The 26,130-nt window shown below is 38.9% G+C and carries 24 protein-coding genes; 11 read left to right on the forward strand and 13 right to left on the reverse strand.

Features of this window, described 5'->3' with window-relative positions:
- Nucleotides 1-195, forward strand: a 195-nt coding sequence (locus tag EGI31_RS12305; protein ID WP_255037532.1) for a hypothetical protein, incomplete at its 5' end; no start/stop codon positions are given.
- A gap of 67 nt (nucleotides 196-262) precedes the next feature.
- Here EGI31_RS12305 and EGI31_RS12310 read toward each other — a convergent pair.
- Genes EGI31_RS12310 through EGI31_RS12325 form a run of 4 tightly spaced genes read right to left on the reverse strand, consistent with a single transcriptional unit; the run spans nucleotide 263 to nucleotide 5,654 of the window.
- Nucleotides 263-874: a hypothetical protein gene (locus EGI31_RS12310; RefSeq protein ID WP_255036848.1), complete on the reverse strand. Its 612-nt coding sequence runs from the start codon at nucleotides 872-874 to the stop codon at nucleotides 263-265.
- Nucleotides 867-1,400, reverse strand: a complete 534-nt coding sequence (locus EGI31_RS12315) for a DinB family protein (RefSeq protein ID WP_255037533.1) — start codon at nucleotides 1,398-1,400, stop codon at nucleotides 867-869. Before EGI31_RS12315 ends, EGI31_RS12310 begins: the two co-directional genes overlap by 8 nt.
- Nucleotides 1,397-2,959 carry a glycoside hydrolase family 10-like protein gene (locus tag EGI31_RS12320; RefSeq protein WP_255037534.1) on the reverse strand — a complete coding sequence of 521 codons (1,563 nt, stop codon included), beginning with the start codon at nucleotides 2,957-2,959 and terminating at the stop codon, nucleotides 1,397-1,399. The genes EGI31_RS12315 and EGI31_RS12320 overlap by 4 nt, the downstream gene beginning before the upstream one ends.
- Before the next feature lie 34 nt (nucleotides 2,960-2,993).
- Nucleotides 2,994-5,654 (reverse strand): carboxypeptidase-like regulatory domain-containing protein, encoded by a 2,661-nt coding sequence (locus EGI31_RS12325; RefSeq protein WP_255037535.1) that lies wholly within the window; start codon nucleotides 5,652-5,654, stop codon nucleotides 2,994-2,996.
- A 192-nt stretch (nucleotides 5,655-5,846) separates the two neighbouring features.
- Between EGI31_RS12325 and lysS the strand changes: the two genes are divergently transcribed.
- Nucleotides 5,847-7,562, forward strand: a complete 1,716-nt coding sequence (lysS, locus tag EGI31_RS12330; RefSeq protein ID WP_255037536.1) for a lysine--tRNA ligase — start codon at nucleotides 5,847-5,849, stop codon at nucleotides 7,560-7,562.
- 51 nt (nucleotides 7,563-7,613) lie between these two features.
- On the opposite strand, the gene EGI31_RS12335 is transcribed toward lysS, so the two are convergent.
- The 5 genes from EGI31_RS12335 to EGI31_RS12355 form a co-directional block, all read right to left on the reverse strand.
- Nucleotides 7,614-8,015, reverse strand: a complete 402-nt coding sequence (locus EGI31_RS12335; protein ID WP_255037537.1) for a type II toxin-antitoxin system VapC family toxin — start codon at nucleotides 8,013-8,015, stop codon at nucleotides 7,614-7,616.
- The gene (locus EGI31_RS12340) at nucleotides 8,012-8,248 is read right to left on the reverse strand and encodes an antitoxin AF2212-like protein (RefSeq protein WP_255037538.1); all 237 of its coding nucleotides are present in this window, start codon (nucleotides 8,246-8,248) and stop codon (nucleotides 8,012-8,014) included. Before EGI31_RS12340 ends, EGI31_RS12335 begins: the two co-directional genes overlap by 4 nt.
- A 92-nt stretch (nucleotides 8,249-8,340) precedes the next feature.
- Entirely contained in the window at nucleotides 8,341-9,636 is a 1,296-nt protein-coding gene (locus EGI31_RS12345; RefSeq protein WP_255037539.1) for a DEAD/DEAH box helicase, read from the reverse strand.
- Nucleotides 9,637-9,802: 166 nt separating this feature from the next.
- Nucleotides 9,803-11,107 (reverse strand): UDP-N-acetylglucosamine 1-carboxyvinyltransferase, encoded by a 1,305-nt coding sequence (gene murA / locus EGI31_RS12350; protein ID WP_255037540.1) that lies wholly within the window; start codon nucleotides 11,105-11,107, stop codon nucleotides 9,803-9,805.
- A gap of 5 nt (nucleotides 11,108-11,112) precedes the next feature.
- Nucleotides 11,113-11,862, reverse strand: a complete 750-nt coding sequence (locus EGI31_RS12355) for a DUF4290 domain-containing protein (RefSeq protein ID WP_255037541.1) — start codon at nucleotides 11,860-11,862, stop codon at nucleotides 11,113-11,115.
- Between the two features lie 296 nt (nucleotides 11,863-12,158).
- Here EGI31_RS12355 and EGI31_RS12360 point away from each other — a divergent pair, with 296 nt between their 5' ends.
- Nucleotides 12,159-14,963, forward strand: coding sequence for a M16 family metallopeptidase (locus tag EGI31_RS12360; protein ID WP_255037542.1), 2,805 nt, complete (start codon nucleotides 12,159-12,161; stop codon nucleotides 14,961-14,963).
- Nucleotides 14,964-15,039: 76 nt separating this feature from the next.
- On the opposite strand, the gene pafA is transcribed toward EGI31_RS12360, so the two are convergent.
- A complete protein-coding gene (gene pafA, locus EGI31_RS12365; RefSeq protein ID WP_255037543.1) occupies nucleotides 15,040-16,644 on the reverse strand; it encodes an alkaline phosphatase PafA in 1,605 nt (534 codons plus the stop codon).
- Between the two features lie 90 nt (nucleotides 16,645-16,734).
- Here pafA and EGI31_RS12370 point away from each other — a divergent pair, with 90 nt between their 5' ends.
- Together EGI31_RS12370 and EGI31_RS12375 are read left to right on the forward strand one after the other, a co-directional pair.
- Complete coding sequence (locus EGI31_RS12370; RefSeq protein WP_255037544.1) at nucleotides 16,735-17,184, forward strand: sterol desaturase family protein; 450 nt, start codon at nucleotides 16,735-16,737, stop codon at nucleotides 17,182-17,184.
- A 128-nt stretch (nucleotides 17,185-17,312) separates the two neighbouring features.
- Nucleotides 17,313-18,476 (forward strand): MFS transporter, encoded by a 1,164-nt coding sequence (locus EGI31_RS12375; protein WP_255037545.1) that lies wholly within the window; start codon nucleotides 17,313-17,315, stop codon nucleotides 18,474-18,476.
- Here the strand turns inward: EGI31_RS12375 and EGI31_RS12380 are convergent.
- From EGI31_RS12380 to EGI31_RS12390, 3 genes are read right to left on the reverse strand one after another with little or no spacing between them, the layout of a single operon-like run.
- Nucleotides 18,463-19,383: a patatin-like phospholipase family protein gene (locus EGI31_RS12380; protein WP_255037546.1), complete on the reverse strand. Its 921-nt coding sequence runs from the start codon at nucleotides 19,381-19,383 to the stop codon at nucleotides 18,463-18,465. The genes EGI31_RS12375 and EGI31_RS12380 overlap by 14 nt on opposite strands.
- 52 nt (nucleotides 19,384-19,435) lie before the next feature.
- Nucleotides 19,436-20,239 (reverse strand): outer membrane beta-barrel protein, encoded by an 804-nt coding sequence (locus EGI31_RS12385; protein WP_255037547.1) that lies wholly within the window; start codon nucleotides 20,237-20,239, stop codon nucleotides 19,436-19,438.
- 53 nt (nucleotides 20,240-20,292) lie between these two features.
- The gene (locus EGI31_RS12390) at nucleotides 20,293-20,709 is read right to left on the reverse strand and encodes a hotdog fold thioesterase (RefSeq protein WP_255037548.1); all 417 of its coding nucleotides are present in this window, start codon (nucleotides 20,707-20,709) and stop codon (nucleotides 20,293-20,295) included.
- 52 nt (nucleotides 20,710-20,761) lie between these two features.
- Here EGI31_RS12390 and EGI31_RS12395 point away from each other — a divergent pair, with 52 nt between their 5' ends.
- From EGI31_RS12395 to EGI31_RS12420, 6 genes are all read left to right on the forward strand, one after another.
- Nucleotides 20,762-21,397 carry a histidine phosphatase family protein gene (locus tag EGI31_RS12395; RefSeq protein ID WP_255037549.1) on the forward strand — a complete coding sequence of 212 codons (636 nt, stop codon included), beginning with the start codon at nucleotides 20,762-20,764 and terminating at the stop codon, nucleotides 21,395-21,397.
- 109 nt (nucleotides 21,398-21,506) lie between these two features.
- Nucleotides 21,507-22,556, forward strand: a complete 1,050-nt coding sequence (locus EGI31_RS12400) for a sensor histidine kinase (protein ID WP_255037550.1) — start codon at nucleotides 21,507-21,509, stop codon at nucleotides 22,554-22,556.
- Nucleotides 22,553-23,299 carry a LytR/AlgR family response regulator transcription factor gene (locus tag EGI31_RS12405; RefSeq protein WP_255037551.1) on the forward strand — a complete coding sequence of 249 codons (747 nt, stop codon included), beginning with the start codon at nucleotides 22,553-22,555 and terminating at the stop codon, nucleotides 23,297-23,299. The genes EGI31_RS12400 and EGI31_RS12405 overlap by 4 nt, the downstream gene beginning before the upstream one ends.
- The gene (locus tag EGI31_RS12410) at nucleotides 23,299-24,402 is read left to right on the forward strand and encodes a glycerate kinase (RefSeq protein WP_255037552.1); all 1,104 of its coding nucleotides are present in this window, start codon (nucleotides 23,299-23,301) and stop codon (nucleotides 24,400-24,402) included. The genes EGI31_RS12405 and EGI31_RS12410 overlap by 1 nt, the downstream gene beginning before the upstream one ends.
- 169 nt (nucleotides 24,403-24,571) lie before the next feature.
- Entirely contained in the window at nucleotides 24,572-25,477 is a 906-nt protein-coding gene (locus EGI31_RS12415; RefSeq protein WP_255037553.1) for an ROK family protein, read from the forward strand.
- 72 nt (nucleotides 25,478-25,549) lie between these two features.
- On the forward strand, nucleotides 25,550-25,942 hold the full coding sequence (locus EGI31_RS12420; protein ID WP_255036345.1) for a transposase: 393 nt from the start codon (nucleotides 25,550-25,552) through the stop codon (nucleotides 25,940-25,942).
- Nucleotides 25,943-26,130: the final 188 nt, after the last annotated feature.

The following is a 26,130-nucleotide window of genomic DNA, read 5'->3' on the forward strand; positions in this document are numbered from 1 at the left end:
AAAATTTCCGACAGCATATTTAAAGATACTTCTCAAATACTATGGGGTATGCGGATACCCACATCAGGTTCAAGAAACCACCTTTTATCGCAAAACATAAAGGACTCGAACCTTCTGATTGACCTGCTCAATTGTTTTATTATTTTTGATGATGCAAAATTGAGAAGACAGTACGCAGTCAATTTGCGTAGATAAAAATATATATTCTAAAAAATTATAACTAACTGTATATCAGTATTTTAATTTACACTTATTTCCCACCTCACCCAAACAATCCTCCACTCACTTCTTCCACAAATATCTTTTTGTCGGTGATAAACTGGCGGTTTTCTTCGAGGAATTCGGTGAAGAGTTCCATGTGGTGGAGCATGGCGGAGAAATCGTAAGTGGCTAGCGGGTAAGTCTCTATGTGTATTTCTTTGAAATCGTAGATGATGTACTCCATACTGCTGCAGCCCTTGTCTTTGAGTGCATACATGTAGAGATTCTGGAAATTGTACTGGAATTTATGGGGTTTGTAGCTTGAAGTAGTTTTTATGTCTATTACTTTGCCCTCTCCTACCACATCGGCAAATCCATAAAACTGAATATTTTGGTGCGTGAATTTTATGGGCATCTGCTCTACCCTAGAGGCAGGCAACATATTTCTCACTTTTTCAACAATTTGATTTTCAAATACATGTGGTCTATTTTTGAGAACGGCATCTTCAAAATTTGAGCCTTTTTTCATTCTTTTGAGCGTGGCATCATCGAAGTCTCTGACTCTGTTGATTCTATTGAGCAAAGAGGTTCTCATTTCCAATGTTGGAGAACTAATGTATTTTCCAAACTCGTTGAGTAAGGTGGGGTAAAGCCTGTACTTTATATCAGACATGAGCAGATAAGGCCTCGAGTTCTACTTTTTGGTTCAGATGGTGCCTCGAATGCATTTCTAAACTGTGAAACCATTCTTTGGCATTTAACATTCCCAATGCAGGGTGTTGCGTTTTATAGGTTCCAAGGTCAGACTCTACAGCTTCTATAAATAATTTTGCAGAACTTAATATCTCATCAATCTCTTTTTTATAATGGTCAACAGATTGCCCAAAAATAGGTATTTCGGCTACAGCAGCCGGCATTTTAAACTTCATTTTAGGCGGGAAGCCTCCATATTTAAAAACATTTTCACCCGCACTATTTTTTTCTCCGCCCTCTTGTCCATTCCGTCTTTCCAGACATCTTTTGGTCTTGGCCAAGAAAAACTTTTTGCTCGTTACACACACATGCTCATACATTTGTACCAAAGACCATGTTTCCTCATCTGCCTTGAAATCAAATTGACTTGGGGAATATTTTTCGAGACTTTTTGAATAGTCTGCAAACACTTCTTCAATTTTCAGATAAATTTCTGTTGTATTCATTTTAGAAAAAATTGATTGCTTGGACTGCTTTCATTATGAAGTCTATCCAAGGCCGTTATGACATAAAAGTAACTTTTTTTCTTCGAAATGTTTCTATCCACAAAATTCAGCAGTCCTACATTTCTGATAATTGAAACTATATTTCTAGGATTTTCAAGGTTGATTTCTTCGCCTTCCTCAAATCTATAAAGTACAAAACTCCGAATCTCATCTTTATCCCGAGATATTCTGATGGGCAATTTCCATGATACAAACGCACCCGAATTATCAGCTCTTTTGACTTCTAATTCCACTGGGCTATTGGGCGGGATGGCATCTTTCCAAGGCATGGTGGGTAGCAAAGCTTGATATTTGTAGATGTTGCTTAAAGTGTCTGAGATACCCAAGTTATTATTTATCAGATGCTTGGTGCTATAAAAAATACTTCCCGATATCTCATCAGACGTGTAGTTGCTTCTTACTTGTTTGCCTATTTGGCCTGCTGATCTCCAACTTTTCTCTGGAGAATCTTTGTCCACTTTGTAAACACTATGACCTATATACAGGTGTCGATTTCCATGGTTTTCTTCCCACCAATTCACCAAAGGTAAATAAGGAACCTTGGGATGATCGAAAGAAAAATAAACTTGCGGAGCAATGTAATCTATCCAGCCAAACTTGGCCCATTTGCGGGTGTCGGCATACAAATTATCATACGAAGGTTGTCCACCTTCGGTTGGCGAACCCAGTTTATCTGTGGATGCATTTCGCCAAACGCCAAACGGGCTAATTCCAAATTTTACCCATTTTTTTTCTTCAGAAATGGCCTTGGAAATATCCTTGATTAACAAATTGATATTCTGTCTTCGCCAATCGCCAATGTTATTAAATCCCCGACCGAACTTTTTGTAAGTAGCCGCATCGTTAAAAGTTTCACCAGCGACGAGGTAAGGATAAAAATAATCATCAAAATGAATACCATCAACGTCGTAAGTTCTGACGATATTGACTACCAATTCCTGAATATATTCTCTAACCGCTGGAATCCCGAAGTTGTAAAGTTGATATCCGCCATAAGACACAAACCACTCTGGCTTTTGCTTGGTGATATGGTCTTTTGATACACTTTTGGCATTTTTTTGGGTTCCTCGATTGAGATTGAGCCAAGCATGAAACTCAAAGTTACGATTGTGGGCTTCTTCTATCATAAACCGCATGGGATCATAAAAAGGTTCGGGTGCTTTGCCTTGGGCTCCAGTCAACCACTCCGACCATGGTTCGGTACTGCGGGCATAAAAAGCATCGGAGGCAGCTCTAACCTGCACAAATACCGCATTTAGACCAGTTTTTTTATGACTGTCCAGTATTTGAGTAAACTCTTGCTGCTGTTGCTCCGAACTGAGCGTTTTCCTGGAAGGCCAATCGATATTTTCGATGGTAGCCACCCAAGCCGCCCGAAACTCACGTTTAGGATACAAAACTTCGTTGGAGGAGGAAGATTTTGGCCTTTTGGGTGTAGACTTTGGTGTACATTGCCCTAAAATAACAATTACAATTAAGAGCAATAATCTTGATTTCATTTTAATCACTTTGACCCTCAAAATTAGTGCGTTTCTATTTCAAAAAAAATACTTTTCTGAACGGAATGTTTTTTTGTGTAACTCCTTCAATACAAATCTTCATAGGTAAGGTTAGATTCTGGCCAATGGCGATTTCTGCCAAACCTTTTTCATTGGTCAAAATCTCAGGATTCCAATAGACAGTTGGGATATTCTGGGCATTGGTCATTTTGATACTTGCTGGCATGAAAACATCTGGCGAGTTATATCCTACCACTGATACTTTGGTGAAATTTCTACCCTCAAAGTCGGCCTCTGCACTTTTTTTGTCTTTGAGAAATACCGATATTATACCATTTTTGCCCAAATCACCATACATATTGGCCATTCTTGCCACTACTTCTATACGAGCAATGTTGTTTGGGTCGACTGAATTAATAGACCCCATGGGTACGCCATCTATGAGTATCAGGGCGGCGTTTGAATTAAACACCGAACTCGCTCCACCTCTAAGTACAAAATTTCCGCCTTGCATTTGAAGACTTGGCACTTTTTTGAGAATACTATTTTGAATTCCAAAAATACCATTGTTCCTGTTTATTTCATTTTCTTCAACGACATAATCTGGGCGACCATAGAGCATTTTTTGCTTTTGTGGCACATCATCTTTGGTTTCCGCAGCAGCTACATTCTCCGGCAAAACATCCTCAAAATAAGAACTTTCTGTCACTATTTTCTTAGAACTATATTCGGGAAAAATAGAATTAACTACAGGGTAGTTTAAGTCATTCTTAATTATAAAAATTGGTTCTTTAAGTTTTTTGGAAACGGGCTGTAGGTAAACATCGGTTTCACCATAATAAGTCAGATTATTAAATACAAAATTGCCGTTGGCATCGGAGTTGGTTTGGCTAAAATTCTGAAGATTATTTACAAAAATGTTGATTTCTTCTTTCAGTGGCATGCGTTTTTTATCCAGGAAAACGCCAGATAAGCTAAGTCCTTTTTCCATTAAAAACGGCTTATTCATAGGTTTATCAATGTCACTGAGACTCAGGTTTTCAGTAATTTTCGAATTCAAATCAAACTCTGGCATAAACTCAGGATTGCCAACAGATAAGGAAAAATTGGCCCCCAAAGCATTTCCTACGAGATCTTGAAAAGCAAATTTGAGCAGGCCTGAAGATTTATCATAAGATTCCAGTTTGGCCACAACTCGCTCTTTTTCACCCTCAGGTTCGGTTTCAGTTTTAGAAATCTCAAATTTCTCATTTCTTGCCAAAAGAGGAAAAGACTTAGAAAAAAGTGGCTTTGAGAAATTCCGCATGTAATTGGTGAAACTTCTCAAAGTGTAAACTCCAGTAGGTAATTCTTTCGAAAAGATCATATTTCCGTAAGCAAAACCATTGGAAACCTCCAGTTTTTGGGTTTCAACAATCTCTTTTTTCTGATTAATTAACTGGACATAAAGCACCTTGCTTGCAGTATCTTTAGCCGCAAAAGAGGTATAATTCAAATATGCCTTAAACCACAGCTTATCACCTTGATAATAAGCATCTCTGTCGGTATGCAAATGTACCGCTTCAGCAAATGGTGGTTTCTCGAACTTCAAAAAATAGGCCTCATTGGCTGAACTTTTGGGGTCATAATCAGATGGCAACATGCCCGATACTTTCAAATAATCCATATCGCCTGACACCACAATATCCTGAGGATTTAAGGGCACTCCCTCTTTGTTGACATGTACGTTATTGCCCCTCACCTGCATCCAACTAATACCGTAATCTATACCTTGATAAGTACGAAGTTCCGACTTAACTGACTGATTGTGAATCTCTAAATTATTAACAACATAAATCTTCTTCAATTCTGGACTTTTACCCAAACCTACCATTTTGCTGCTTTCGTACTCTATTACAGATTTACCTAATTCGGAGTCAAAATTGTCCGTTCTGACGGCATTGGAGCCAGGTTTTGGCACAAATAGTGAGAATCCAGCCTCGGCTAATTTATTATCAACCAAAGACTTAAACATAAATACCGGAGATTTTTTGTAAGAAAAAGCCCTATAAGCAAACCATTCCTCCAACTTGGCCTTGTTAGATGGGGTCATTTCGGTAAAATAAACATTGCCCCCAAGTTTATGCATGTCTTTGCCCACATAAAAATCCGTCAAATCAAAGGTGATGTTGTAGCCCAAAGCCAAATTTTTGATTTTTATTGGTTCAATTGCCTTCGCATAAAAACCATCTTCTTTTTCCTCAAAATCAATCACCCAAGCATTTTCTATCTCACATTTATCGGCAAAATTGCTTTCTCCAAGAAAATAAGTCCTGAACTTTTTCAGCTGTTTTTCCCATTTCTTGTCTCTCTTTGACTTAACCTGAACCTCCGTCAGCAGATTATCCGATGGAACCAATTCGACGTCCATTGTTATGGTTTCACCAGCTTTTGCAATGATTTTTTTAGATACAGACTTGTAGCCCACATAAGAAAAAACCAAGTCAAACTCATTGACAGTGAGATTATTAAATTGATAATTCCCGTCTAGATCCGAGTTTGTACCAATGGTAGAGCCGTTGATGAAAACATTGCAAGATGGCAATCCTTCCTTGGACTGGGCGTCAACAACTTTACCTTTAATGGTGATGTTTTGAGAAAAGGCGGCGTGTTGAAAGAAATAGAAAAGGAATGCCGTAAATAAATACTTCTTCATGCGAGGAATTTTGCGGGTTGTAATTTTTGAATTTAAAACGACAAAAAAAGCCATTTCTTGAAAATAAACTCAAATAATACCAAAAAATATTTTCAGAGGCCACAAAAGCATAATAATTGATAATCTGAGTAATTTATCGGTCAGAAATTGTTAATTTTGCACGATTTTTCAAGAAAAACATTAAAGAAAACCATGCTTTTAAGCGAACAAGAAATACTCAGAAGGCAAAAAAGAGAAGAATTGATGAAGTTGGGAATAGAGCCATACCCTGCGGAAGGCTTCGTAACCAATACCAGTTTAAGAGACATACTCAAACACTGGAAACACAACAAGTTCGACTTCAAAGACGTGAGTGTGGCTGGTCGTTTGATGAGTTTTCGTATCATGGGCTCTGCCTCGTTTGCTGAAATTCAGGACGAGACAGCCAGAATACAGTTGTATTTCAACAGAGACGAAATATGCCCTGGTGAAGACAAAACCATGTACAACACCGTATTCAAGAAACTTCTTGACATTGGAGACATCATCGGTGTTAATGGTTTTTGTTTTGAAACCCAAACAGGAGAGATTTCTATTCATGTAAAATCTTTCAAAGTTCTTTCAAAGTCTCTCAAGCCGCTTCCAGTTGTAAAACGTGACGAAGAAGGTAAAGTACACGATGGTTTTACAGATCCAGAGCAGCGATTCCGTCAGCGTTATGTTGACCTGATCGTAAATCCAGAAAACCGCGATATTTTTGTTAAAAGAGCTAAGATTATCAGCACCATGCGTCAAGTTTTTGACGATAGAGGTTGGTTAGAAGTAGAAACACCAATTTTACAACCCATTCACGGAGGAGCAGCTGCTAGGCCTTTTAAAACGCACCACAATACACTAGACATGCCTTTGTTTATGCGTATCGCCAACGAATTGTATCTGAAAAGATTAATAGTAGGTGGTTTTGATGGCGTATATGAATTTGGTAAGATGTTTAGAAACGAGGGAATGGACCGTACCCACAACCCTGAGTTTACTGCCCTAGAATTATATGTGGCTTATAAAGATTATAACTGGATGATGGAATTCACCGAGCAACTTTTCGAAAAAGTGGCTTTGGCAGTGCACGAAGATACCAAATTCACTTTTGGAGAAAATATTATTGATTTCCAAGGACCATTCCAGAGGCTATCGATCATTGAAGCCATAGAAAAACATACGGGTGTGAATGTTGATGCTTCGTCAGAAGAAGACCTACGCCAAAAATGTAAAGAATGGGGCATGGAAATAGACGACACCATGGGCAAGGCTAAGTTAATCGATGAGATTTTTGGAGAAAAAGTGGAAGAACACTTGATTCAGCCAACTTTCATTATCGATTACCCAGTTGAAATGTCTCCTCTGACCAAAAAACACAGAAGCAAGCCGGGTTTGGTGGAGCGTTTTGAATTATTTATAAATGGTAAAGAAGTAGCTAATGCCTACTCTGAATTAAACGACCCAATAGACCAAAGAGAGCGTTTTGAGGAACAACTGAAATTGGCCGAGAGAGGTGACGAAGAGGCCATGGCTTTAGACGAAGACTTTATCAGATCCTTAGAGTATGGAATGCCTCCAACGGCGGGTATTGGTATTGGTATTGATCGCTTAACAATGATGCTCACCAACAATGCAAGTATACAAGAGGTGCTTTTCTTCCCTCAAATGCGACCTGAGAAAAAGGTAGAAATAGCAACCACAGAAGATTACGTTGCGGCTGGCGTTCCTGCTGTTTGGGTGCCTGCCTTACAAAAAATGGGCTTTTACACCATCCCAGCATTAAAAGAAGCCAATCCAAACAAGGTCTTCAACGACCTAGGTGGAATGCGTAAAAAACTTAAAATAGACGAAAAAATGCCAAGCAAGGAAGAAGTAGAGGCTTGGATAGGGTAAGATAAAGACGTAAAACAAAAATCAGCGATTCCTTTGGGGTCGCTGATTTTATTATGCCTCTATTAAGTCAATTTCTGATTTGTATAATTTAAATTTTTCATCTGTAGAGATAACTGTTAACCCCTCCGAAATAGCAGTCGAAATTAATAATCTATCAAATGGGTCTCGGTGAGAATCAAACAATTGTAGACTTTGATAAGTAATAATGTGTTTTTGACTTATTGATAAAAACTTAAATCCATCCAAATGACAAACTTGAATTATTTCATCAAGAGAACCAAGATTAAGAGGTAATTTCCCTAATTTACTTTTTATAGAAACCTCAAATAAGCTTATATCCGAAACAAAAATATTATTCTCAATATTATTTAAAATACTCAGAATACTAGGTTTCATTAAACTATCATTCAATTGAAACCAAATGAGAATTTGAGTATCGATTAAATAATTCATCCCATATATTCTTTCAAATCATCCAGAGGCTCATTAAAATCATCCGGAATACTAACTTCTCCTTGTTTCAAATTCCTTAGTCGTAACAACCCACCTGGCACCCGTTGCTTTAAAACTTTCGCCTTTTCAGTAGAAATAAACGTCACAATGACCTCCGACTTTTCTTGAATCGGAGCGGGTTCTAGTAGTGTTAGCACACCGTTTTCATAAATACCCTTAACAGCTTGATACATAATTGAAATCTTTTATGATACACAAACTTAACATTTTTTCTGAAATAAAATTCAAAAGTAGCTAACGAGGATAATTCCAGAAACGATTTCTACTACCTCCTTCCAAAAAACTTCTTGGGCTTTTTATTTTCAGATGTCGAACTTCCACCACCACTGTGAGGCGAACGACCTCCGCCACCTTGTATATTCGGCTTTCTAAAATTATTGTTCTGAGGTCTTCTGTGTTCTGATTTCGTAGGTCCTGGTTCGTCCTCTTCGATAGGTTCGTAGCCCGTCATCGTTTCTCTTACAAACTTTTGACCCAACAATTTCTCAATTCCTCTTAAGAAATCATATTCTTCATTACAAACCAAAGAAACGGCTTCACCAGTAGCCCCAGCCCTACCCGTACGGCCTATGCGGTGTACATAGTCCTCTGGTACGTTTGGCAGTTCGTAGTTTACCACATGTGGCAAAAGTGGAATATCCAGTCCTCTAGCAGCAATGTCTGTTGCCACCAAAACCTGAATTTCTCCCTTTTTGAAATCATCCAAAGCCTTTGTTCTGGCCCCCTGTGACTTGTTACCGTGTATAGCAGCCGAAGTAATATCCGATTTTTGAAGTTTTTCTGTGAGTTTATTGGCTCCATGCTTTGTTCTAGTAAAAACCAAAACCTGTTCCCAATTACCCTCTTTTATCATTTTTACCAACATGGAAGGCTTTCTTCCTTTGTCAGCTAAGATTACTCTTTGATCAATTTTCTCTACCGTAGTATTTTCTGGCGAAGCCTCCACCATTTCAGGGTCATGTAAAATACCGGCTGCTAACTGCTTGATTTCCAATGAAAATGTGGCAGAAAACAAAAGATTCTGACGACGCTCAGGAATCAAAGCTAACACTCGTTTGATGTCTTTAGCAAAACCCATGTCAAGCATTCTGTCGGCTTCGTCCAAAACTAATATCTCCACATTGGCTAATGAAAGTGCCCTTTGGCTATGCAAATCCAACAAACGGCCGGGAGTCGCAACCAAAATATCTACACCATTTTTAAGAGTAGAAATCTGTGGATTAATGTTTACACCACCAAAAACCACTGTAGCTTTTATATCTAAATAAACGCTGTATTCTTTGATATTGTCATAAATCTGAGCGGCGAGCTCGCGTGTTGGCGTAAGAATCAAGGACCTGATTTTTCTTCTTCCTTGATTAGGCGTAGCAGATAAAATCTGCAAAATAGGCAAAGTAAAACCCGCAGTTTTACCAGTACCTGTTTGGGCCGAAGCCAAAATATCTTTTCTATCTAAAACAAGTGGGATGGCTTTTTCTTGAATCGGTGAAGGAGTGATATAACCTTTTTCTTTTACTGCTTGCAGTATCGGACTGGAGAGTCCTAAATTTTCGAATGACATAAATTGGTATTTTGAAATACCAGTTTCGGTACTTCGATTAAAACGCAAAGGTACGGTTTATTATCCAGATTGTGGTTATTTGTGAATTGTTCACTCATCTATAGCTAGGGTTTACAAAAAAAGCCATCCGAAGATGGCTCTTAAAATATTTTAATCAAAGACAATACTATACCCTAACTATCTCAGCACCAATAGCATTTAGGCGGGTATCGATGTTTTGATATCCTCTATCAATTTGTTCAATGTTATCAATAATGCTCGTCCCGTCCGCAGAGAGTGCGGCTATTAACAAGGCCACACCTGCACGAATATCAGGAGAGGTCATTCTGATTCCTCTTAAATTATATTCTCGGTTGAGACCTATAACCGTGGCTCTGTGTGGGTCACAGAGAATGATTTGCGCTCCCATATCGATTAACTTATCTGTAAAGAACAATCGAGATTCAAACATTTTTTGGTGAATTAAAACCGTACCTTTTGCTTGAATAGCCGTTACCAAAATTATGGATATCAAGTCAGGCGTAAATCCTGGCCATGGAGCATCATAAACCGTTAATATTGAGCCATCTATGAGCGTACTTATTTTGTAATTAGACTGAGCAGGAATATGAATATCATCCCCCCTGAATTCCATTTCTATACCCAGCTTCCTAAAAGTATCTGGAATTATGCCTAATTCAGGAATTCTGCAATTCTTAATCGTGATTTCAGAGCCGGTCATCGCCGCAAGGCCAATAAAACTACCAATTTCGATCATGTCAGGTAGCATAGTATGCTCACAGCCAAACAGTTCTGTTACCCCTTCAATGGTCAGGAGATTCGAACCTACACCCGAAATCTTGGCTCCCATGCTGTTCAGCATTTTGCACAATTGCTGCAAATAAGGCTCACAAGCTGCGTTATAAATGGTGGTAGTCCCTTCTGTCAAAACCGCGGCCATCAAAACATTGGCAGTTCCGGTGACTGATATCTCTTCCATCCAGATATACGAGCCTTTCATTTTGGAACCGTCAATAGAATAGAACGAATCGCCGGCATCATACGAAAACTCAGCTCCCAACTTCTGAAAACCAATAAAGTGGGTATCTAACGGCCTTCTACCAATTTTATCGCCACCTGGCTTTGGGGCTTTACCTCTACCAAAACGGCCCAACATTGGCCCTAAAAGCATAACTGAACCACGAAGTTCGGCAGCTTTGTCCTTATATTCTTGCGTTTCGAAATAATCAAAACTTACATCATCAGCCTCAAATTTATACACACCATCACCCATCTTACTTCGCTTAACGCCCATGTCTTCTAGGAGTTCCATCAGCTTGTTTACGTCTCTGATATTGGGTATGTTGTGAATAATCACAGGTTCTTTGGTCAGCAAAACTGCACACAATATCTGCAATGCTTCGTTTTTTGCCCCTTGGGGAATCAACTCCCCTTTTAATTTTCTTCCTCCAGTTATTTTAAATGACGCCATAAAGATTACTGTGGTCTTCTTCGGTTATTGTTGCTATTAAAACGATTTTTATTGTTTCCATTGCCATTTCCGCCGTTCGGATTGTTAGGCCTTTGGTTTGGATTTCTATTAAATCCACCCATTTTGTTACCATCAACACTGGCTCTCGGATCTCTACGCTCATTGCCTCTTTCAGGACGGTTGGAGAAATTCTGATACGCAGGTCTTGGCCTATTGCCGCTTCCATCTTTTGGGTTGGCGTCATCTATCATTCCGTTCTGAACCAAAAAGTCAATTTCAGGCTTTAGTTTACCACCCGAAAGCTCCATGATTTGATTCAAACAGACACTAGTCTCTACAGTATCTTTGTTCCAGTTCAAGAAAAACGATTTCATCAAACGCACCAAGTACGAAACAAATGCCTTTCGTTCGTCAAAAGTTTCGGCTACAATAGCTTTCATGATAAGTAGCTCAAGATTTCTTCCATAAAACTTGTGCTTCAGTTTAGACTGACTGTAAGGGATTTGCATTGGTTTTTTACCCAATATCTCTTTTGGAGGTGGTGGATACGGACTGTCAACGTCAAGGTCAAAATTGGCCATGATGTACAAATCATCCCAAAGCTTTTTGCTGTAATCGGCTCCATCACGCATCTGAGGATGAATCTGCCGCATCAGTTCTACCAGAATGTGGGCATGCTTGGTTCTTTTTTCTTTCTCTGGAATAGAAACGATCTGTTCGACCAATTTCTGAACATTACTTCCGTATTCTTTCATATAAATATCCTGCTAGAGGATTTGGAATTTTCTTTTTTTTAAAACTTAAACAGGAGGAATCTAAAACTTCAAACTGTAGAATAGGCTTTTCAATTACAAATTTAATCAAAAAATGTTAAATCTAATAAATTTCTGATTCGGCATTAAATTTTCCATAATTACTAACGTTTTAGTTTGAAAATAGTTTTTTTAAGTCGCAAACAAATGTTTTTGTTTTGGGTTTTAAGAATTTCTATTTAATTGCAACCGTATTTTCCATTTTAAAACAAATACAATTAATTAATCTCAAATCCTTTATGAAAAGACTAATCTACAACCTTGGGCTTCTGCTTTTGGTATGTCATGTGGCATTTGCCCAACAAATCAACCTTAAAGAAAAACTTCCGATGGATCCTGCGGTGAAAGTAGGTAAACTCAAAAACGGGCTTACTTATTATATCCGCAAAAACGTGGAACCGAAAAATCGGGCACAACTCCGACTCGTCATAAAGGCCGGCTCAATCCTTGAAGATGATGATCAGAGAGGTCTGGCTCACTTTATGGAACACATGGACTTTAACGGCACAAAGAATTTTCCGAAAAACGAAATGGTGAATTTTTTGGAGAAAAATGGTATCCAGTTTGGTGCTGACCTAAATGCATATACGAGTTTCGACGAAACAGTGTACATGCTTCCGGTCCCGACTGATACACTAGCCAAGTTAGAAAAATTCATGATGATATTGTCAGAATGGGCAGCTTATGCTACACTTGACCACGCCGAAATCGACAAAGAACGTGGTGTAGTTTTGGAAGAATCAAGACTTAGAAAAGGTGCTCAGTCGAGAATTCAGGAGAAACTTTTACCAGTGATTTTTAGAGGCTCAAGATACGCTCAAAGGTTGCCGATTGGCTTGGACGAAATCATTCAAAACGCACCTTATGATGCTGTAAAGAGATTCCACAAAGATTGGTATCGACCTAACCTACAAGCTGTTGTGGCTGTTGGCGACTTTGACCCTGCTCAGATTGAAGCCATGATAACTAAGTATTTTGGCGGTATTCAAAATCCTGCAAAACCAAAAGAGAGAATAAAATACGAAGTACCTCTGAAAGGCGGCACGGAAGCCATTGTTATCACCGATAAGGAGCAACCTTACAACATGGTGCAGTTGTATTACTTACAACCAGAGAAAAAACAAATAACGGCTGAGAATAGAAGAGAGAACATAATGGCTTCATTATTTAACAGTATGATAAGCCAACGTTTGCAAGAATTGATGCAAAAAGCTGACCCTCCTTATCAGTTTGGTTCGAGTAATTACTCATCATTTTTGGGAAATCTAGATGCCCTCACCGTTTTTGCGGTAGCTAAAGGTGCTGACGTAGAAAAAGCATTGAAGACGGTTTTGGATGAAAACGAACGTGTTTCAAAGTTTGGTTTCACAGAGAGTGAATTACAGAGAGCTAAATTGCAATACAAAACAGGCGTAGAGAAACAATATAAAGAAAAAGACAAAACAGATTCAGAAAACTTTGTGGAAGAGCTGGTAGGTTGTTTCTTAAATGACGTGGTGATGACAGACATTGAATATGACAATAAGTTTGTAGCACAAAACCTAGATGGCATCAAGTTAGCTGAAGTTAACGCCTTGGTAAAAAAACTTATTACCAAAGAAAACAGGGTTTTGGCCTTGATTGGCTCTGAAAAAGACAAAGAAAGCCTTCCAACAGAGGCTCAGCTCAAGGGATGGTTAGACAATACGGGATCTACCATTACAGCATATGTGGACGAAGCCGTGGCAACAACATTGGTGGAGAAAAGGCCAAATCCGGGTAAAATTGTTTCTGAAAAGAAAGTGGACGAGGTAGGTGTTACTGAGATAGTTTTTGAAAATGGCTTAAAAGTAAATTTAAAACCAACTGACTTTAAGAACGACGAAATCAAGTTTAGAGGTACCAGCTGGGGAGGAAGCTCGCTCTATGAAGATGCCGACTTTATGAATGCGGCCATGAGTTCTATGGTGGCCTCAACAAGTGGAATTGGCAACTTGAAATCCTCGCAATTGACCAAGTTTATGTCAGGCAAGGTGGCTCAAGTTAACGCCATGGTAGGCGGCACTACTGAGGCCATTTCGGGTTCATCTTCTGTAAAAGATTTTGAAACTGCTTTGCAAATGATATATAACAGATTTACCAACAACAAGTTAGACCCGGAAGCAGTAAAAGGTGCGTTGGCTAACCAAAAAGACTTTTTGGCAAATATGGAAAAAACGCCAACTCCAGAGAAAGTATTCAATGACTCGGTACAAGTAGTGATGGGTAATGGTGCCTACCGTGCTCAACCGATGACTTCGGACAGAATGAACCAAGTGAATCCCGAAAAAGCAATGAAAATCTTCAGTGAGAGATTCAACAACGCCTCAGATTTCGAGTTCACATTTGTAGGAAACTTTGAGGTTGAAAAAATCAAGCCTTTACTGGCAACTTATCTTGGTGGATTACCTGGAACCCAGAAAAAAGAGACTTTCCGTGACTTGAAAATAGTACCACCGTCGGGTAAGGTGAGTAAGGTTGTAAAAAAAGGAACTGAAGACAAAGCCAGGGTTTTGTTAACTTATTCGGGCAAATATGCTCCTAACGATGCTGAAGAACTACAGATAAGAGCCTTGGGAGATATTTTAAACATAAAACTTACAGAAAAATTACGTGAAGAAGAAAGTGGAGTTTACTCGCCATATGTTGGTGGTAGTACCAACAGAGTACCCATGCCACGATATATGTTCAGAATCGGCTACGGTTGCTCACCAGCCAATGTAGAGAAACTGATAGATATCACATTAAAGGAAATTGAAAAAATCAAAGCCAATGGTGCAGAAGCGGGAGATATTGAAAAGTTTGTTTCGAAGCAAAAGCTTGATTTCCAAACTAATCTAAAAAATAACGACTATTGGTTGAGTTCTTTGGCTAACAAATATCAAAATGGTGACAAAGTAACCACTATTCCTACGGAAGATAAATTACTCGACTTATTGACAGTAGAAAGCACGAAAGCGACTGCAAAGAAATATTTGAGTGGAGATGATTTCATTAGAATAGTTCTTTTGCCAGAGGATAAATAAGAGGAAAAATCTTTTTTAAATCGAAAAAGGCTGCTCAGTTTAATGGGCAGCCTTTTTTATATATCAAGAATCTATTTTACTTCAAAGCACTCGTAACAGGCTGTCCAAGAGAACCGTTTGGTTCTAAAATTTTGAGCAACATGGCAATGGTTGGAGCTATATCAGAAATATGCGTTCTGTTTAAATTCTCTCCTTTGTTTATTCCCCAACCATAGAAAACCAATGGCACATGTGTGTCATAGGCATACATGGTACCGTGGGTTGTTCCTTTAGTGTAACCCTGAAACCAAGCTGGTTCTACCAGAATCATGACTTCTCCACTTCGTTTTGGGTTATAAATATTGGTCAGTTTATCTCTGTAGTAAGACGGTACTTCGTTTACATTCCCCTCCGAAAGGTTTATGACATTATATACACCCTCAATCGTAGCAAATTCATTCTTCACAACAGCAGTTACTTGGTCTACAGTAATATTTTTTTGAGCCAATAAAACTTTATTTAAGTAAAACTGATAGTTGTCTGAGTTGATAACATACTTGCCTTCTCCAAACTTTGCTATCAAGGCAGCTTCCGCTTTTTTCTCAAGTTCTCCTCCCAAAAACAAACCTGCAGGTACATTATGTTTTTTCAAAAAAGCCGGTATTTCAGCCACACCATGATCTGCAGAGAGGAAAACAGTATAATTGCCTAAGCCTAGTTTTTTATCCAAATGAAGTAATAACTCCTCCATGTTTTTATCCAACCTTAAGTACACATCCTCAATCTCCTTCGATTGAGCCCCAAAAGCGTGCCCGGTGTAATCAGGAGTCGAAAAACTAACCGTTAAAAAATCTGTTTCCTTGCCCATGCCCATATTTTCAGAATCGATGGCAGCCAAAGCAAAGTTTTTAGTGAGTTCGTTTCCAAAATAAGTTTGAGCTAAACTTCCCATGGTTACTTTGTGTGGAAACACCGACTTCGTTTCGCCCGAAATACTTGCCTCATAAGGCTGATCGTCGTCTTCGGTTTCTGTGTAATTCGCCAACGGTTGCAACGGCTCCCATGTTTTGGTGATATACTGTTGGGGTAATTTTTTATCGTTGAAAGTCTTTACCCAATCAGGCAAAGTTTTTTGATAGTAGTCACTTGTAATCCAATTTCCGCTACCAGCGTCATACCAATAAGCCAAACCAGTATGTCCAGCAGGCAATATGGCACCTCTATCTTTAAAAGCAATTCCAATTACTTTTGATTTAAACTGAGTAGCAATTCTGAGTTGGTCAGTAATAGATGTTACTTTCATATTTTTGGGCGACATCTTACCAGCCGAAGCACTGCCCGTTCCAACTACGTTAACTGTTGAATCAGAAACTACATACATGCTTTTGGAGATATTTTTCTCGTACCACTCATTGCCTACTATGCCACTGATGGCTGGCGAAGAACCGTTAAATATATGTGCATGACCAGGGCCAGTCACGGTTGAAGCATAATGATAGTGATTGTTGCGGCAGTTATAGCCTTCGTTCATCATTCTCTTGAAGCCACCGGTTGAGTATTTTGAGTAAAAACGATAGAGATAGTCATAACGCATTTGGTCTACCACTATACCTACTACCAATTTCGGCTTTTCCGACTTGGGCTTTTGTGAAAAGGCCATCGCCGAAAACAAAAGCAAAAAACTTAATAATTTCAATTTCATTTGTATTAATTTTCGACAAAAATAGGTTTTTAATTTAGACCTAAAAACAATTTAAGATTAAGTGTGTTTTATTATAGATAAAAATAGAAGATGGAGATAGCAATTAAAGTAGGAATAGTTCTTGGCGTTTTTCTTTTGATGGAAGGTGTAGCTTGGTTTGCTCACAAATACATAATGCACGGTTTTGGCTGGACTTGGCACGAGGACCACCACAACATGCATAAGGGTTTTTTCGAAAAAAACGATTACTATGCATTGGTATTCACTCCAATAGCCATTTTTTGTATCGTTTATGGTGATTTAAATGCGGAATATTGGTATTTGTTTCACATCGGCTTAGGCATTACCCTTTACGGGCTTTTCTATTTCATTTTTCACGATTTAATAGTGCACAGAAGAGTCAAATTCAAATTTACGACCAAAAGTAAATACATGAAACGTATCATGCACGCACACTACATTCACCACAAGACACACACCAAAGAAGGAGCTGAGGCTTTTGGGTTTCTGTACGCCCCCAAGAAATACGAAAAGAAATGAGTTTGTGATTTTTAAGAAAAAATTGGGCTTTTTTTATAAAATATGCCATTCAAAGTTTGTTTAGCTAATCACAGCCCAAAAAGCCTTATAAATCTTACTAACTTGCGGGCTGAACCCTCAAAGTTTTTATGTTTTCTCATATCACCAAAGATTTTTTTGGCAACAAACAGAGTTTTTCCATTGGTCTAATATTCATTTCGGTCGGGCTATTGTTTGGCAACTGGGCTACTTTCATACCCTCAGTAAAAACAAAGTTTGACCTCGACGATGCCCAACTCGGACTACTTTTGCTCAGCCTTCCATTTGGGGCTTTAACCATGAATCCCGTTGCGGCCACTTTGGTTCGCAAAATTGGAATGCAAAAAACATCTGTTTATGGCATTGGATTTATGTTATTGGCATTCAGCCTATTACTAAATGCTCCATCGGTTTATTTCCAGTCCTTTTTTCTATTTCTATGTGGATGTGGTATTTCTATTACCAATGTGGGTATGAATACTTGCGTGGGAGCCATTGAGCATCATTATGGTATAAAAATCATGAGTACGTGCCATGGCATGTTCAGCTTAGGCCTTATGTTTGGATCTATTTGCTCTAGTTTTTTCGGTGGTATGGGCTTGCTACCAGGACTTTATATGAGCATTGTTGGCGGTCTATTGTTTTTGGTTTTGTTATTTGCTCAAAAGAATATTTTTCTAATTCAGGATGATTTACACGAAACCACCGAAGAAAAATCAAAATTTTCCTTTCCAAAGGGAAGTTTCCTTTTGATGATCATCATCGGTTTGTGTATCAATATAACCGAAGGAACCATGGCTGACTGGTCTGCAGTTTTCATGAGAGACGTTGTACAAACCTCCACCTATTTTGAAGGTTGGGGAATGGCTGGCTACTCACTTTTTATGGCTTTGGGAAGGCTCATTGGTGACAAAATAATTCCAAGATATGGTGCCAATAAAATACTTTTCTACGGTGGTCTCTTGACCATCTTGGGTATCATTGTTGTCATCAGTCTGCCTTATACTTTTTCGGCTATTGTGGGTTTTGCATTGGTTGGAGCAGGTGTTTCGTGCGGAGCCCCTATACTTTATGCCAGTGCGGCGAGGGTTCCGAACATGGCCAAAGGATCTGGATTAGCCATCATGAATACCTTTGCGATGGGAGGTTTTTTGTTCGGCCCAGTTTTAATTGGGTTCATTTCCAAAGCCACTACTCTGTCTATTGCTTTTGCTTTTATTGCTTCATTGGGATTGGTTTGGGTGATTCAGAGCAAGAGAGTTAAGCTTTTTTAGCATTCACCACCGTATAGGCCTTTTCGTATCCCTCTTTTATAATGGCTTTTATGACCTCAATATCAAAATCCGTGAGTTTGATATTTACAGAAACGTCAGGCCTTATGACGGTAAGTTTTATTTTTTTATTGAAACTAAAACCCGCCACCGAAACCAAATTTTGGTTGTAATGTTCCGCCCATTCCAAGTCATTGTTTTCGAGCTGATTCACAGAAATGTCCTTAATTCGTTCAATAAGTGTAAGTAAACTACGGTAGTTGATGGGTTCCATTTCACGTTTTTTCGGGTGAGTGGCTATGGCATAAATTTCTGTGGCACCGTCGGCTATGGCCTTTTTCAAAGGCACCACCTCTCTGATTCCACCATCTAAGTACACTTCCTTATTATCGTTGCCAATCTGTATACCTGGCATAATGATGGGCAGAGAACTACTGGCACGAAGAAAATCTATAAAATGCTGTTCTAGAGGATCAGCATAGTGCATTTCTCCCGTATGAACGTTTACGGCCCCTACTTTTATGGCCACGGGGCTACGTCTGAGGGTAGTTAAATCAATATACTTCTTGAGTTTTTCATGAAGCGGATTGGTATCCAAAAGCCCATCAAATCTACTCATGAGTGTATCTATCCCCAGGGTCCATTTCGACTTTAAAATACCAATATCCGAGGGCTTTGTGATGTTTTCTAACCAAAACTGGAGTAATTTCTTATTGACCAAATCCCAGTTGATAGTCCCAGTAGCTTTGTGCTGATGGCCTGCTTCGTTCACCATAAAGGCAGCATTGAGTGCTCCAGCCGAAATCCCATAGATCATGTCAGGTTTAAATCCGGTTTCTAAAACAGCCTGAATGGCTCCAACCTGCCAAGCTCCTTTCAGAGAACCACCTCCCAAAACCAATGCTTTCATCGAAAAAGTTTATTTTCACCAAAAATAACCTAGAATTGATAGAAAGTAGAATTTATTTTCGAATTAATCCAACACTAATGTGAAAAGCGTCAGCTATAAGATTAAACAATTTGGGAGAATTGCTCGGTCCAATATCTTGCAAAGAATATGATTTAATGCCTTTTTCGTAACGAACATCAAAGAAAAACGACCCGAATTCATAGCCAATTCCTACGGTAAAATTCATGATAGGTCTATTAAAAAACTTACCGTCGAGTTTTTCTTTTGGAACGAACTCCAAAAGTGCGTTTTTCATTTCGTCATTGAGTTTATAGGCAAAATTGACTGTCGGTCCGAAAAATACCCTTGATTTATTAGATCTGATACCTATCAGAATAGGCACATCAACAGCTGAAAATGAACCATTTACACGTTTATAAAGGCTACCATCAGTTTTGAGAAGGTCAAACTTGCCAGATTTGGTCGAGTGGATAAGCTCTGGTTGAATAAAAAACGAACCTCTTACAAATCTTGCGAACACTCCAGCATTAAATCCCGTACCAAAGAGATCGTTATTCACAAACTGATTCTTCACAATTTTACCGTTTTGATCCAAAACCGGCAACCCACTTTGCCCAATTTGATCGACCGTGTTTTCGTTTATGATGTATTTGCCTCTACTTACTCCTCCCCTAACTCCCCACGAAAACCGCCAAGTATCTCTTTTGTACTCCTCTGAGTAACTCATGGTGTCAAATACAATGGGTTTCAACCTCAAGCTGGTGTCAATGGGCATATTGGCCGTATCCGCTTTAATCACTTGTGCATAACCAAAGGCACTCTGAAACAATAAAAAGACAAAAATAAATCTATACATATCGTGTAAAATTTCCTCAATAATTAATCAAAAATTGAGCCAAAGGGTACGTTTTAAGAGATTATCATGGTGGTTAGTCTGGAAATACAAACCGTTTTGCCTTCTTCGTTAGAAACCTTAATATCCCAAACGTGAGTTTTGGAACCTATGTGAATCGGTGTCACCTTGCCGTACACCCAACCAGACTTCACCCCTCTCAAATGATTTGCATTAATTTCGAGCCCCACTGCCTTTTGTTTCTCGGGGTTTTCCAAACACAGCATTGAGGCCACGCTACCCAGTGTTTCAGCCAAAACAACCGAAGCTCCACCATGCAAAAGGCCAAATGGCTGATGGGTGTGGCTATCTACAGGCATTCGGGCTATTAAAAAATCGTTTCCAATTTCAGTAAATTCAATCCCAATATGGCCTGGAAGTGTGTTTTCACCAAAAGCGTTTAGTGTTTGTAAATCAAAATTTTTATTAAACATGGTATTCTACGTAAATTTGTCAAAAATATCTAAAAAGAGGGGAAATATACTTATGTCGAAAAAAGAAATCTATTTAATCAGACACGGAGAAACAGAATACAACAAAAAAGGCATAGTACAAGGTAGCGGAATAGACGCAGACCTCAACGAAACAGGGAGAAATCAAGCAGAGGCTTTTCATAGAAAATATGGTGATGTTCCTTTCGAAAAAGTGTACACCTCGGCCCTAGTGCGAACGCATCAAACTGTTGAGAAATTCATTAAAAAAGGAATCCCTCATGAAATTCTAGCAGAGTTGAATGAAATCAGTTGGGGCGAAAAGGAAGGTAAAGAACCAACCACAGAAGACAACGCCTACTACGCCAATCTGACCAAAAGCTGGAGCCAAGGCAACATAACGCTGAAACCAACAGGTGGCGAAAGTCCTGTAGAGGTAGCCGACAGATTGAAAATCGGCCTCAAAAAAATCATTGAAAACTCTCATGAGAAACTGGTATTGGTGGCCATGCATGGTAGAGCAATGAGAATACTGTTGGCCGAAATATCAGACCTTCACTTGCAAGAAATGGACACATTCCCCCATCAAAACACCTGTTTGTACAAGTTGGAGTATTGTTACAACGAAGATAAATTTGAGATACTTTCTCGAAACGATGTGAGTCATTTGGAAGAGCTTGAAATAGGATAAAAACTGGCATAAACCATTATTCAACCTTTCGCCAACAATTATCCCCGACAATCAAGAAGATTAATTTTTAATTTTTCATAATATGTAGTTTTGAGAAAATATTGGATGAATGAATTTTAAGCAATCGTATTGGCTTTTTCAGATTTCGGGATGGACGCTTTACACCCTCTCGGACTTCATCAACTATTTTCTATTTTGGAATTTCAACTATGAGGAGCTCGAAAACCTCGTTTTTAATTCTATCATAAACATTTTGGTGGGTATATCTCTTACACATCTATTCAGGGTGGTTTTTAAAAAATATGATTGGATAAAACTATCTATACCACAACTCATTATCAGGAGTTTCATTGGCATAATACTTATCACTTTTTTGTTTTATGCCATCAATATCAGCCTCGATGAAGACATCATAGACACCTCCAAAAGCAATTGGCTGCTGAGAGATATCGTCTATGTGGTCAATCTAAGTAAACCGATTTTGATATGGGTTTTGGTTTATATTTTCTATGCTTACACCAATGAACGACGAATTGATGCCATTGAACGTATAAAACTCCAAACTTCGATAGAGGCCACCGAAGCTAAAATATTACGGGCTCAAATCAACCCGCACTTTATGTTTAATGCCTTGAATAGCATCAGAGCTTTGGTGTTGGAAGACCCCAGCAAATCGCAGAAAGGTATTACGCAATTATCGAATATTCTACGAAGTGCACTAGTGGCCGACCGAAAAACGACCATATCGCTCAAAGAAGAGCTGAAAACCATTGAGGACTACCTAGAGCTTGAAAAAGTACGCTATGAGGAGCGACTGCAAATCATGTGGGATGTGGACGTAAATACGCTGAACATACAAGTACCTCCTATGATGCTCCAAACTTTGGTCGAAAACGCCATTAAACACGGTGTACAAAAAGCGGCAAGGTGGGGTTATGTAGAAATAAACACCAGTAAAATTTTTAATAATTTAGTGATTAAAATACGAAATACAGGTGTACTCAAAAACACCGAAAACCTGAACGAGGATGGAGGTTTTGGACTAAAAAATACAGAAAAAAGATTGCAGTTATTATACGGCAAAAATGCCTCTTTTGAGATATATCAAGAAGATCACCAGACAGTTACGGCTGTCATAAAAATACCTCTAAGTATATGAAAACCATCATTATCGACGACGAAAGACTTGCCCGAAACGAGCTTAAAAGGCTTTTAGAAGATTTTCCAAAAATCAATGTAGTGGCCGAAGCCGCCAATGCAGATGAAGCCATCGAACTCATTGATGAACATCAACCTGACTTGCTTTTTCTTGATATTCAGATGCCCGGAAAAAATGGTTTCGAACTCTTGGAAATCATTGAAGACAGGGTGCCAGAAGTTATTTTCACCACGGCCTACGACGAGTATGCCCTGAAGGCCTTTGAATACAATGCTCTCGACTACCTCATGAAGCCAATTGACAGTAGCCGTTTGGCTGAGGCTATCACCAAAGTAGAAGCAGAAATCAAGCGTACTGAAAGACTCTCATCAGACCCTAACGTTCAATATTTGACAGAAAATGATCAAGTATTTGTAAAAGATGGTGAAAAATGTTGGTTTGTAAAACTAGGAAAAGTGAGACTCTTTGAGTCGATGGGCAATTACGTGAGGCTGCACTTTGAGGACCAAAAACCAATGATTTTGAAATCTTTGAATAGTCTGGAGGAAAGATTAGACCCGAAGAGTTTCTTTAGAGCTAACCGCAAACACATCATCAATCTGCAGTGGGTGGAGAAAATAGAGCCATGGTTTTCAGGTGGATTGTTGGTAACACTAAAAGGTGGTGAGAAAAGCACACCATTAGAAAAGATTGAAATCTCCCGTCGTCAAGCCATAAAATTCAAAGATTTAATGAGCTTATAATGCGAATTCTGATAGCCCCAGATTCTTTCAAAGATTCACTTTCAGCTGCCAAAGTGGCTGAAAGTTTGGCCAGAGGAATCAAAAGTACATTTCCAGAAGCCGAAATCACGCTTTTGCCTTTGGCAGATGGTGGTGAAGGTACGCTGGAGGCCATCAAAGGAGATTTGGAGTACGTCAAATGCATGGCTTCTGATCCACTTTTCAGAAAAATAGAAAGCAAATATCTTTGGGACGAAAAAACCAAGACAGCCTTTGTGGAAATGGCACAAATTTCTGGGCTCGAACTTGTGACCGAAAACGAGCGAAATCCTTTAAAAACTACCACTTTAGGAACTGGCGAATTAATAGCCAATGCACTGAAAAGAAAGGCGAAAAAAGTTATACTTTTTGTCGGCGGCTCAGCTACCAATGATGGTGGGATAGGCATGGCGGCGGCATTGGGCTATATTTTTCTTGACAAAAAAGGAAATACATTAAATCCTACAGGAGAAAATCTGAATTTCATTCACGATTTCGATTACCAACCCACCTTTGACCTCTCAAAAACAGAATTTATCGTAGCCACCGATGTGACCAATCCTTTTTATGGAGAAAACGGTGCTGCACATATTTATGCCAAACAAAAAGGTGCAAATCCTGAACAAATAGACTTTTTGGACAAAGGACTCCAAAACCTGAATAGAGTTCTAAAAAAAAACAAAAACATTGACTTGCAAACCGTTGCAGGAAGCGGGGCTGCCGGTGGATTGGCAGGTGGAGCCTACGCATTTCTTGGAGCAAAAGTAGTTTCAGCTGCAGAAGAAATCTTCAAAATATGCGATTTAGAGACCAAAATTGAGCAATCGGACATCATTGTATCTGGTGAAGGCCGAATAGATTCTCAAACTTGGAATGGTAAACTGATATCAAAACTCCTAGAAAATGCCAAACAGAAAAGCGTTATTTTGGTTGGTGGTAGTGTGGAAACAGACTTAAGTAAGCAACTAAACATTATAAAGGCCTACCAAATCAAAACACCCGAAATGACCTTGGATTATGCGAAAGCAAATGCGGCAGAATTGCTTTTTGAAACGGGGAAGGAGATTGGGAACCTTTTAAATTGATTTTCTAGGATGATTTGATAATAACAGGTGGAAATTTCCCCAAAATCTGCTTATTTAGCTAAAATTTTACAACAAAAAATTACTTGCCAAAACCACTAAGTTATAAACACAAGAAGGAAATTTATACCTTTGCAACTTAGTGTCTTTGCAGTAAAAAAGAATAAAAAATATGAAATACCTTTGGGGTGTTGACTTGGGCGGAACCAAAATAGAGTGTATCGTAATAGAAGCAGAATCTGGAGAAATCTTAATCAGGAAACGAATTGATACTGAAGCTGATAAAGGCTACAAACATATTATTTCTCAAATTGGGCTGTTGATTAATATCGTAAAAGAAGAAACTGGCGTGACTCCGACAGCCATAGGATTTAGTACACCGGGAACGTTGGATCCAGGCTTACAAACCATGAAAAACTGCAACACAGTTTGCATGAACGGCCAGCCGATGAAAAAGGACTTGGAGGAATTGCTCAAAATCAGAATAGAAATGGCCAACGATGCCAACTGTTTTGCTTTAGCCGAAGCCACCATGGGAGCAGCCAAGGACCTCGACGCAGAAGTGGTTTTTGGAGTAATAATGGGTACCGGTGTTGGAGGTGGTGTAGTAGTCAATGGCAAAGTGATTGGAGGAAAACACGGAATTGGCGGTGAATGGGGACATATAGTATTGGATGTTGATGGCGAGGCTTGTTATTGCGGCAAAAGTGGTTGCAACGAAAAAGTCTTTGCAGGTCCTGCTCTCGAGAGATATTATGAAGGACTTTCAGGCCAAAAACTTAGACTGAAGGAAATTTACCAAAGGCACTTGGATCACACCGACCCTCACGCCACAGCAACCATAGACCATTTGATGACCTCTTTTGCAAGAGCCATCAGTTCGATAATCAATGTGCTGGACCCAGATGTCATAGTTCTTGGTGGTGGTGTTAGTAACATTGACCTACTTTATACCGAAGGTGTAAAACAGATAGAAAACTATATTTTCAATAACCGAAAAGTAGAAACGGTATTCCTAAAACCACTACTTGGCGACAGTGCTGGGGTTTTCGGGGCGGCGGAGTTGGTGAGAAATTAGTAATCGGTTATTGGTAACTGGTTATTGGATGTGCTTGCCTAAAATAGGTTGACAAAAAAATCAACTTATGTTATGATCGAAGCAAAATTAATTTCTAAAAAAAGTACAAAACTAAACATTCGACAACGTAGAATATTTAGTGAGGAGTTCAAACGAGAAAAAGTTCAAGAAATCAGTTCGGGTTTGTGTTCTATAAAATCTTTTTGCAATTTATGGGGAGTTAGTAGCGTAACCGTTTATCGTTGGCTCTATCGTTACTCATCCGAACATAAAAAAGGAACTACAATGGTAATTCAAAAAGATAGCGAAGCTCAAAAGACTGCGGAACTTTTGGAAAAAGTAGCATCATTGGAGCAACGATTGGGACAAAAGCAAATGCAAATAGATTATCTTGAAAAGCTAATTGAAATAGCTAGTAAAGACGCTGGTGTTGACTTAAAAAAAAACACCAAAGTACCACTTTAGAATATTTTAGAATGAATAAGAAAAACCTTAATCACTCCATGGAATCTTTATTTAACTATTGTGGGATAACTCGTCAAGGACATCATAAAAATTTATTGAATGAGCAAAAATGGTCTGAACTAGAATACTTAATAGTAGGTCAAATACTTCAGATTAGAGAACTTCATCCAGGCATGGGACTAAGAACT

Origin of the sequence: Lacihabitans soyangensis (genome assembly GCF_024343775.1) — a bacterium.
GTDB classification, from domain to species: Bacteria; Bacteroidota; Bacteroidia; order Cytophagales; family Spirosomataceae; genus Leadbetterella; species Leadbetterella soyangensis.

Bases quoted from the DNA above. Each gene is read 5' to 3' on its own strand.
- EGI31_RS12315 (WP_255037533.1), bottom strand. From the start codon at position 1,400: ATGAATACAACAGAAATTTATCTGAAAATTGAAGAAGTGTTTGCAGAC.
- EGI31_RS12415 (WP_255037553.1), top strand. From the start codon at position 24,572: ATGAAATACCTTTGGGGTGTTGACTTGGGCGGAACCAAAATAGAGTGT.
- lysS (WP_255037536.1), top strand. From the start codon at position 5,847: ATGCTTTTAAGCGAACAAGAAATACTCAGAAGGCAAAAAAGAGAAGAA.
- EGI31_RS12320 (WP_255037534.1), bottom strand. From the start codon at position 2,959: ATGAAATCAAGATTATTGCTCTTAATTGTAATTGTTATTTTAGGGCAA.
- EGI31_RS12370 (WP_255037544.1), top strand. From the start codon at position 16,735: ATGGAGATAGCAATTAAAGTAGGAATAGTTCTTGGCGTTTTTCTTTTG.
- EGI31_RS12355 (WP_255037541.1), bottom strand. From the start codon at position 11,862: ATGAAAGAATACGGAAGTAATGTTCAGAAATTGGTCGAACAGATCGTT.
- EGI31_RS12410 (WP_255037552.1), top strand. From the start codon at position 23,299: ATGCGAATTCTGATAGCCCCAGATTCTTTCAAAGATTCACTTTCAGCT.
- murA (WP_255037540.1), bottom strand. From the start codon at position 11,107: ATGGCGTCATTTAAAATAACTGGAGGAAGAAAATTAAAAGGGGAGTTG.
- EGI31_RS12345 (WP_255037539.1), bottom strand. From the start codon at position 9,636: ATGTCATTCGAAAATTTAGGACTCTCCAGTCCGATACTGCAAGCAGTA.
- EGI31_RS12395 (WP_255037549.1), top strand. From the start codon at position 20,762: ATGTCGAAAAAAGAAATCTATTTAATCAGACACGGAGAAACAGAATAC.
- EGI31_RS12420 (WP_255036345.1), top strand. From the start codon at position 25,550: ATGATCGAAGCAAAATTAATTTCTAAAAAAAGTACAAAACTAAACATT.
- EGI31_RS12375 (WP_255037545.1), top strand. From the start codon at position 17,313: ATGTTTTCTCATATCACCAAAGATTTTTTTGGCAACAAACAGAGTTTT.
- EGI31_RS12400 (WP_255037550.1), top strand. From the start codon at position 21,507: ATGAATTTTAAGCAATCGTATTGGCTTTTTCAGATTTCGGGATGGACG.
- EGI31_RS12340 (WP_255037538.1), bottom strand. From the start codon at position 8,248: ATGTATCAAGCTGTTAAGGGTATTTATGAAAACGGTGTGCTAACACTA.
- EGI31_RS12335 (WP_255037537.1), bottom strand. From the start codon at position 8,015: ATGAATTATTTAATCGATACTCAAATTCTCATTTGGTTTCAATTGAAT.
- EGI31_RS12385 (WP_255037547.1), bottom strand. From the start codon at position 20,239: ATGTATAGATTTATTTTTGTCTTTTTATTGTTTCAGAGTGCCTTTGGT.
- EGI31_RS12390 (WP_255037548.1), bottom strand. From the start codon at position 20,709: ATGTTTAATAAAAATTTTGATTTACAAACACTAAACGCTTTTGGTGAA.
- EGI31_RS12380 (WP_255037546.1), bottom strand. From the start codon at position 19,383: ATGAAAGCATTGGTTTTGGGAGGTGGTTCTCTGAAAGGAGCTTGGCAG.
- pafA (WP_255037543.1), bottom strand. From the start codon at position 16,644: ATGAAATTGAAATTATTAAGTTTTTTGCTTTTGTTTTCGGCGATGGCC.
- EGI31_RS12310 (WP_255036848.1), bottom strand. From the start codon at position 874: ATGTCTGATATAAAGTACAGGCTTTACCCCACCTTACTCAACGAGTTT.
- EGI31_RS12360 (WP_255037542.1), top strand. From the start codon at position 12,159: ATGAAAAGACTAATCTACAACCTTGGGCTTCTGCTTTTGGTATGTCAT.
- EGI31_RS12405 (WP_255037551.1), top strand. From the start codon at position 22,553: ATGAAAACCATCATTATCGACGACGAAAGACTTGCCCGAAACGAGCTT.
- EGI31_RS12325 (WP_255037535.1), bottom strand. From the start codon at position 5,654: ATGAAGAAGTATTTATTTACGGCATTCCTTTTCTATTTCTTTCAACAC.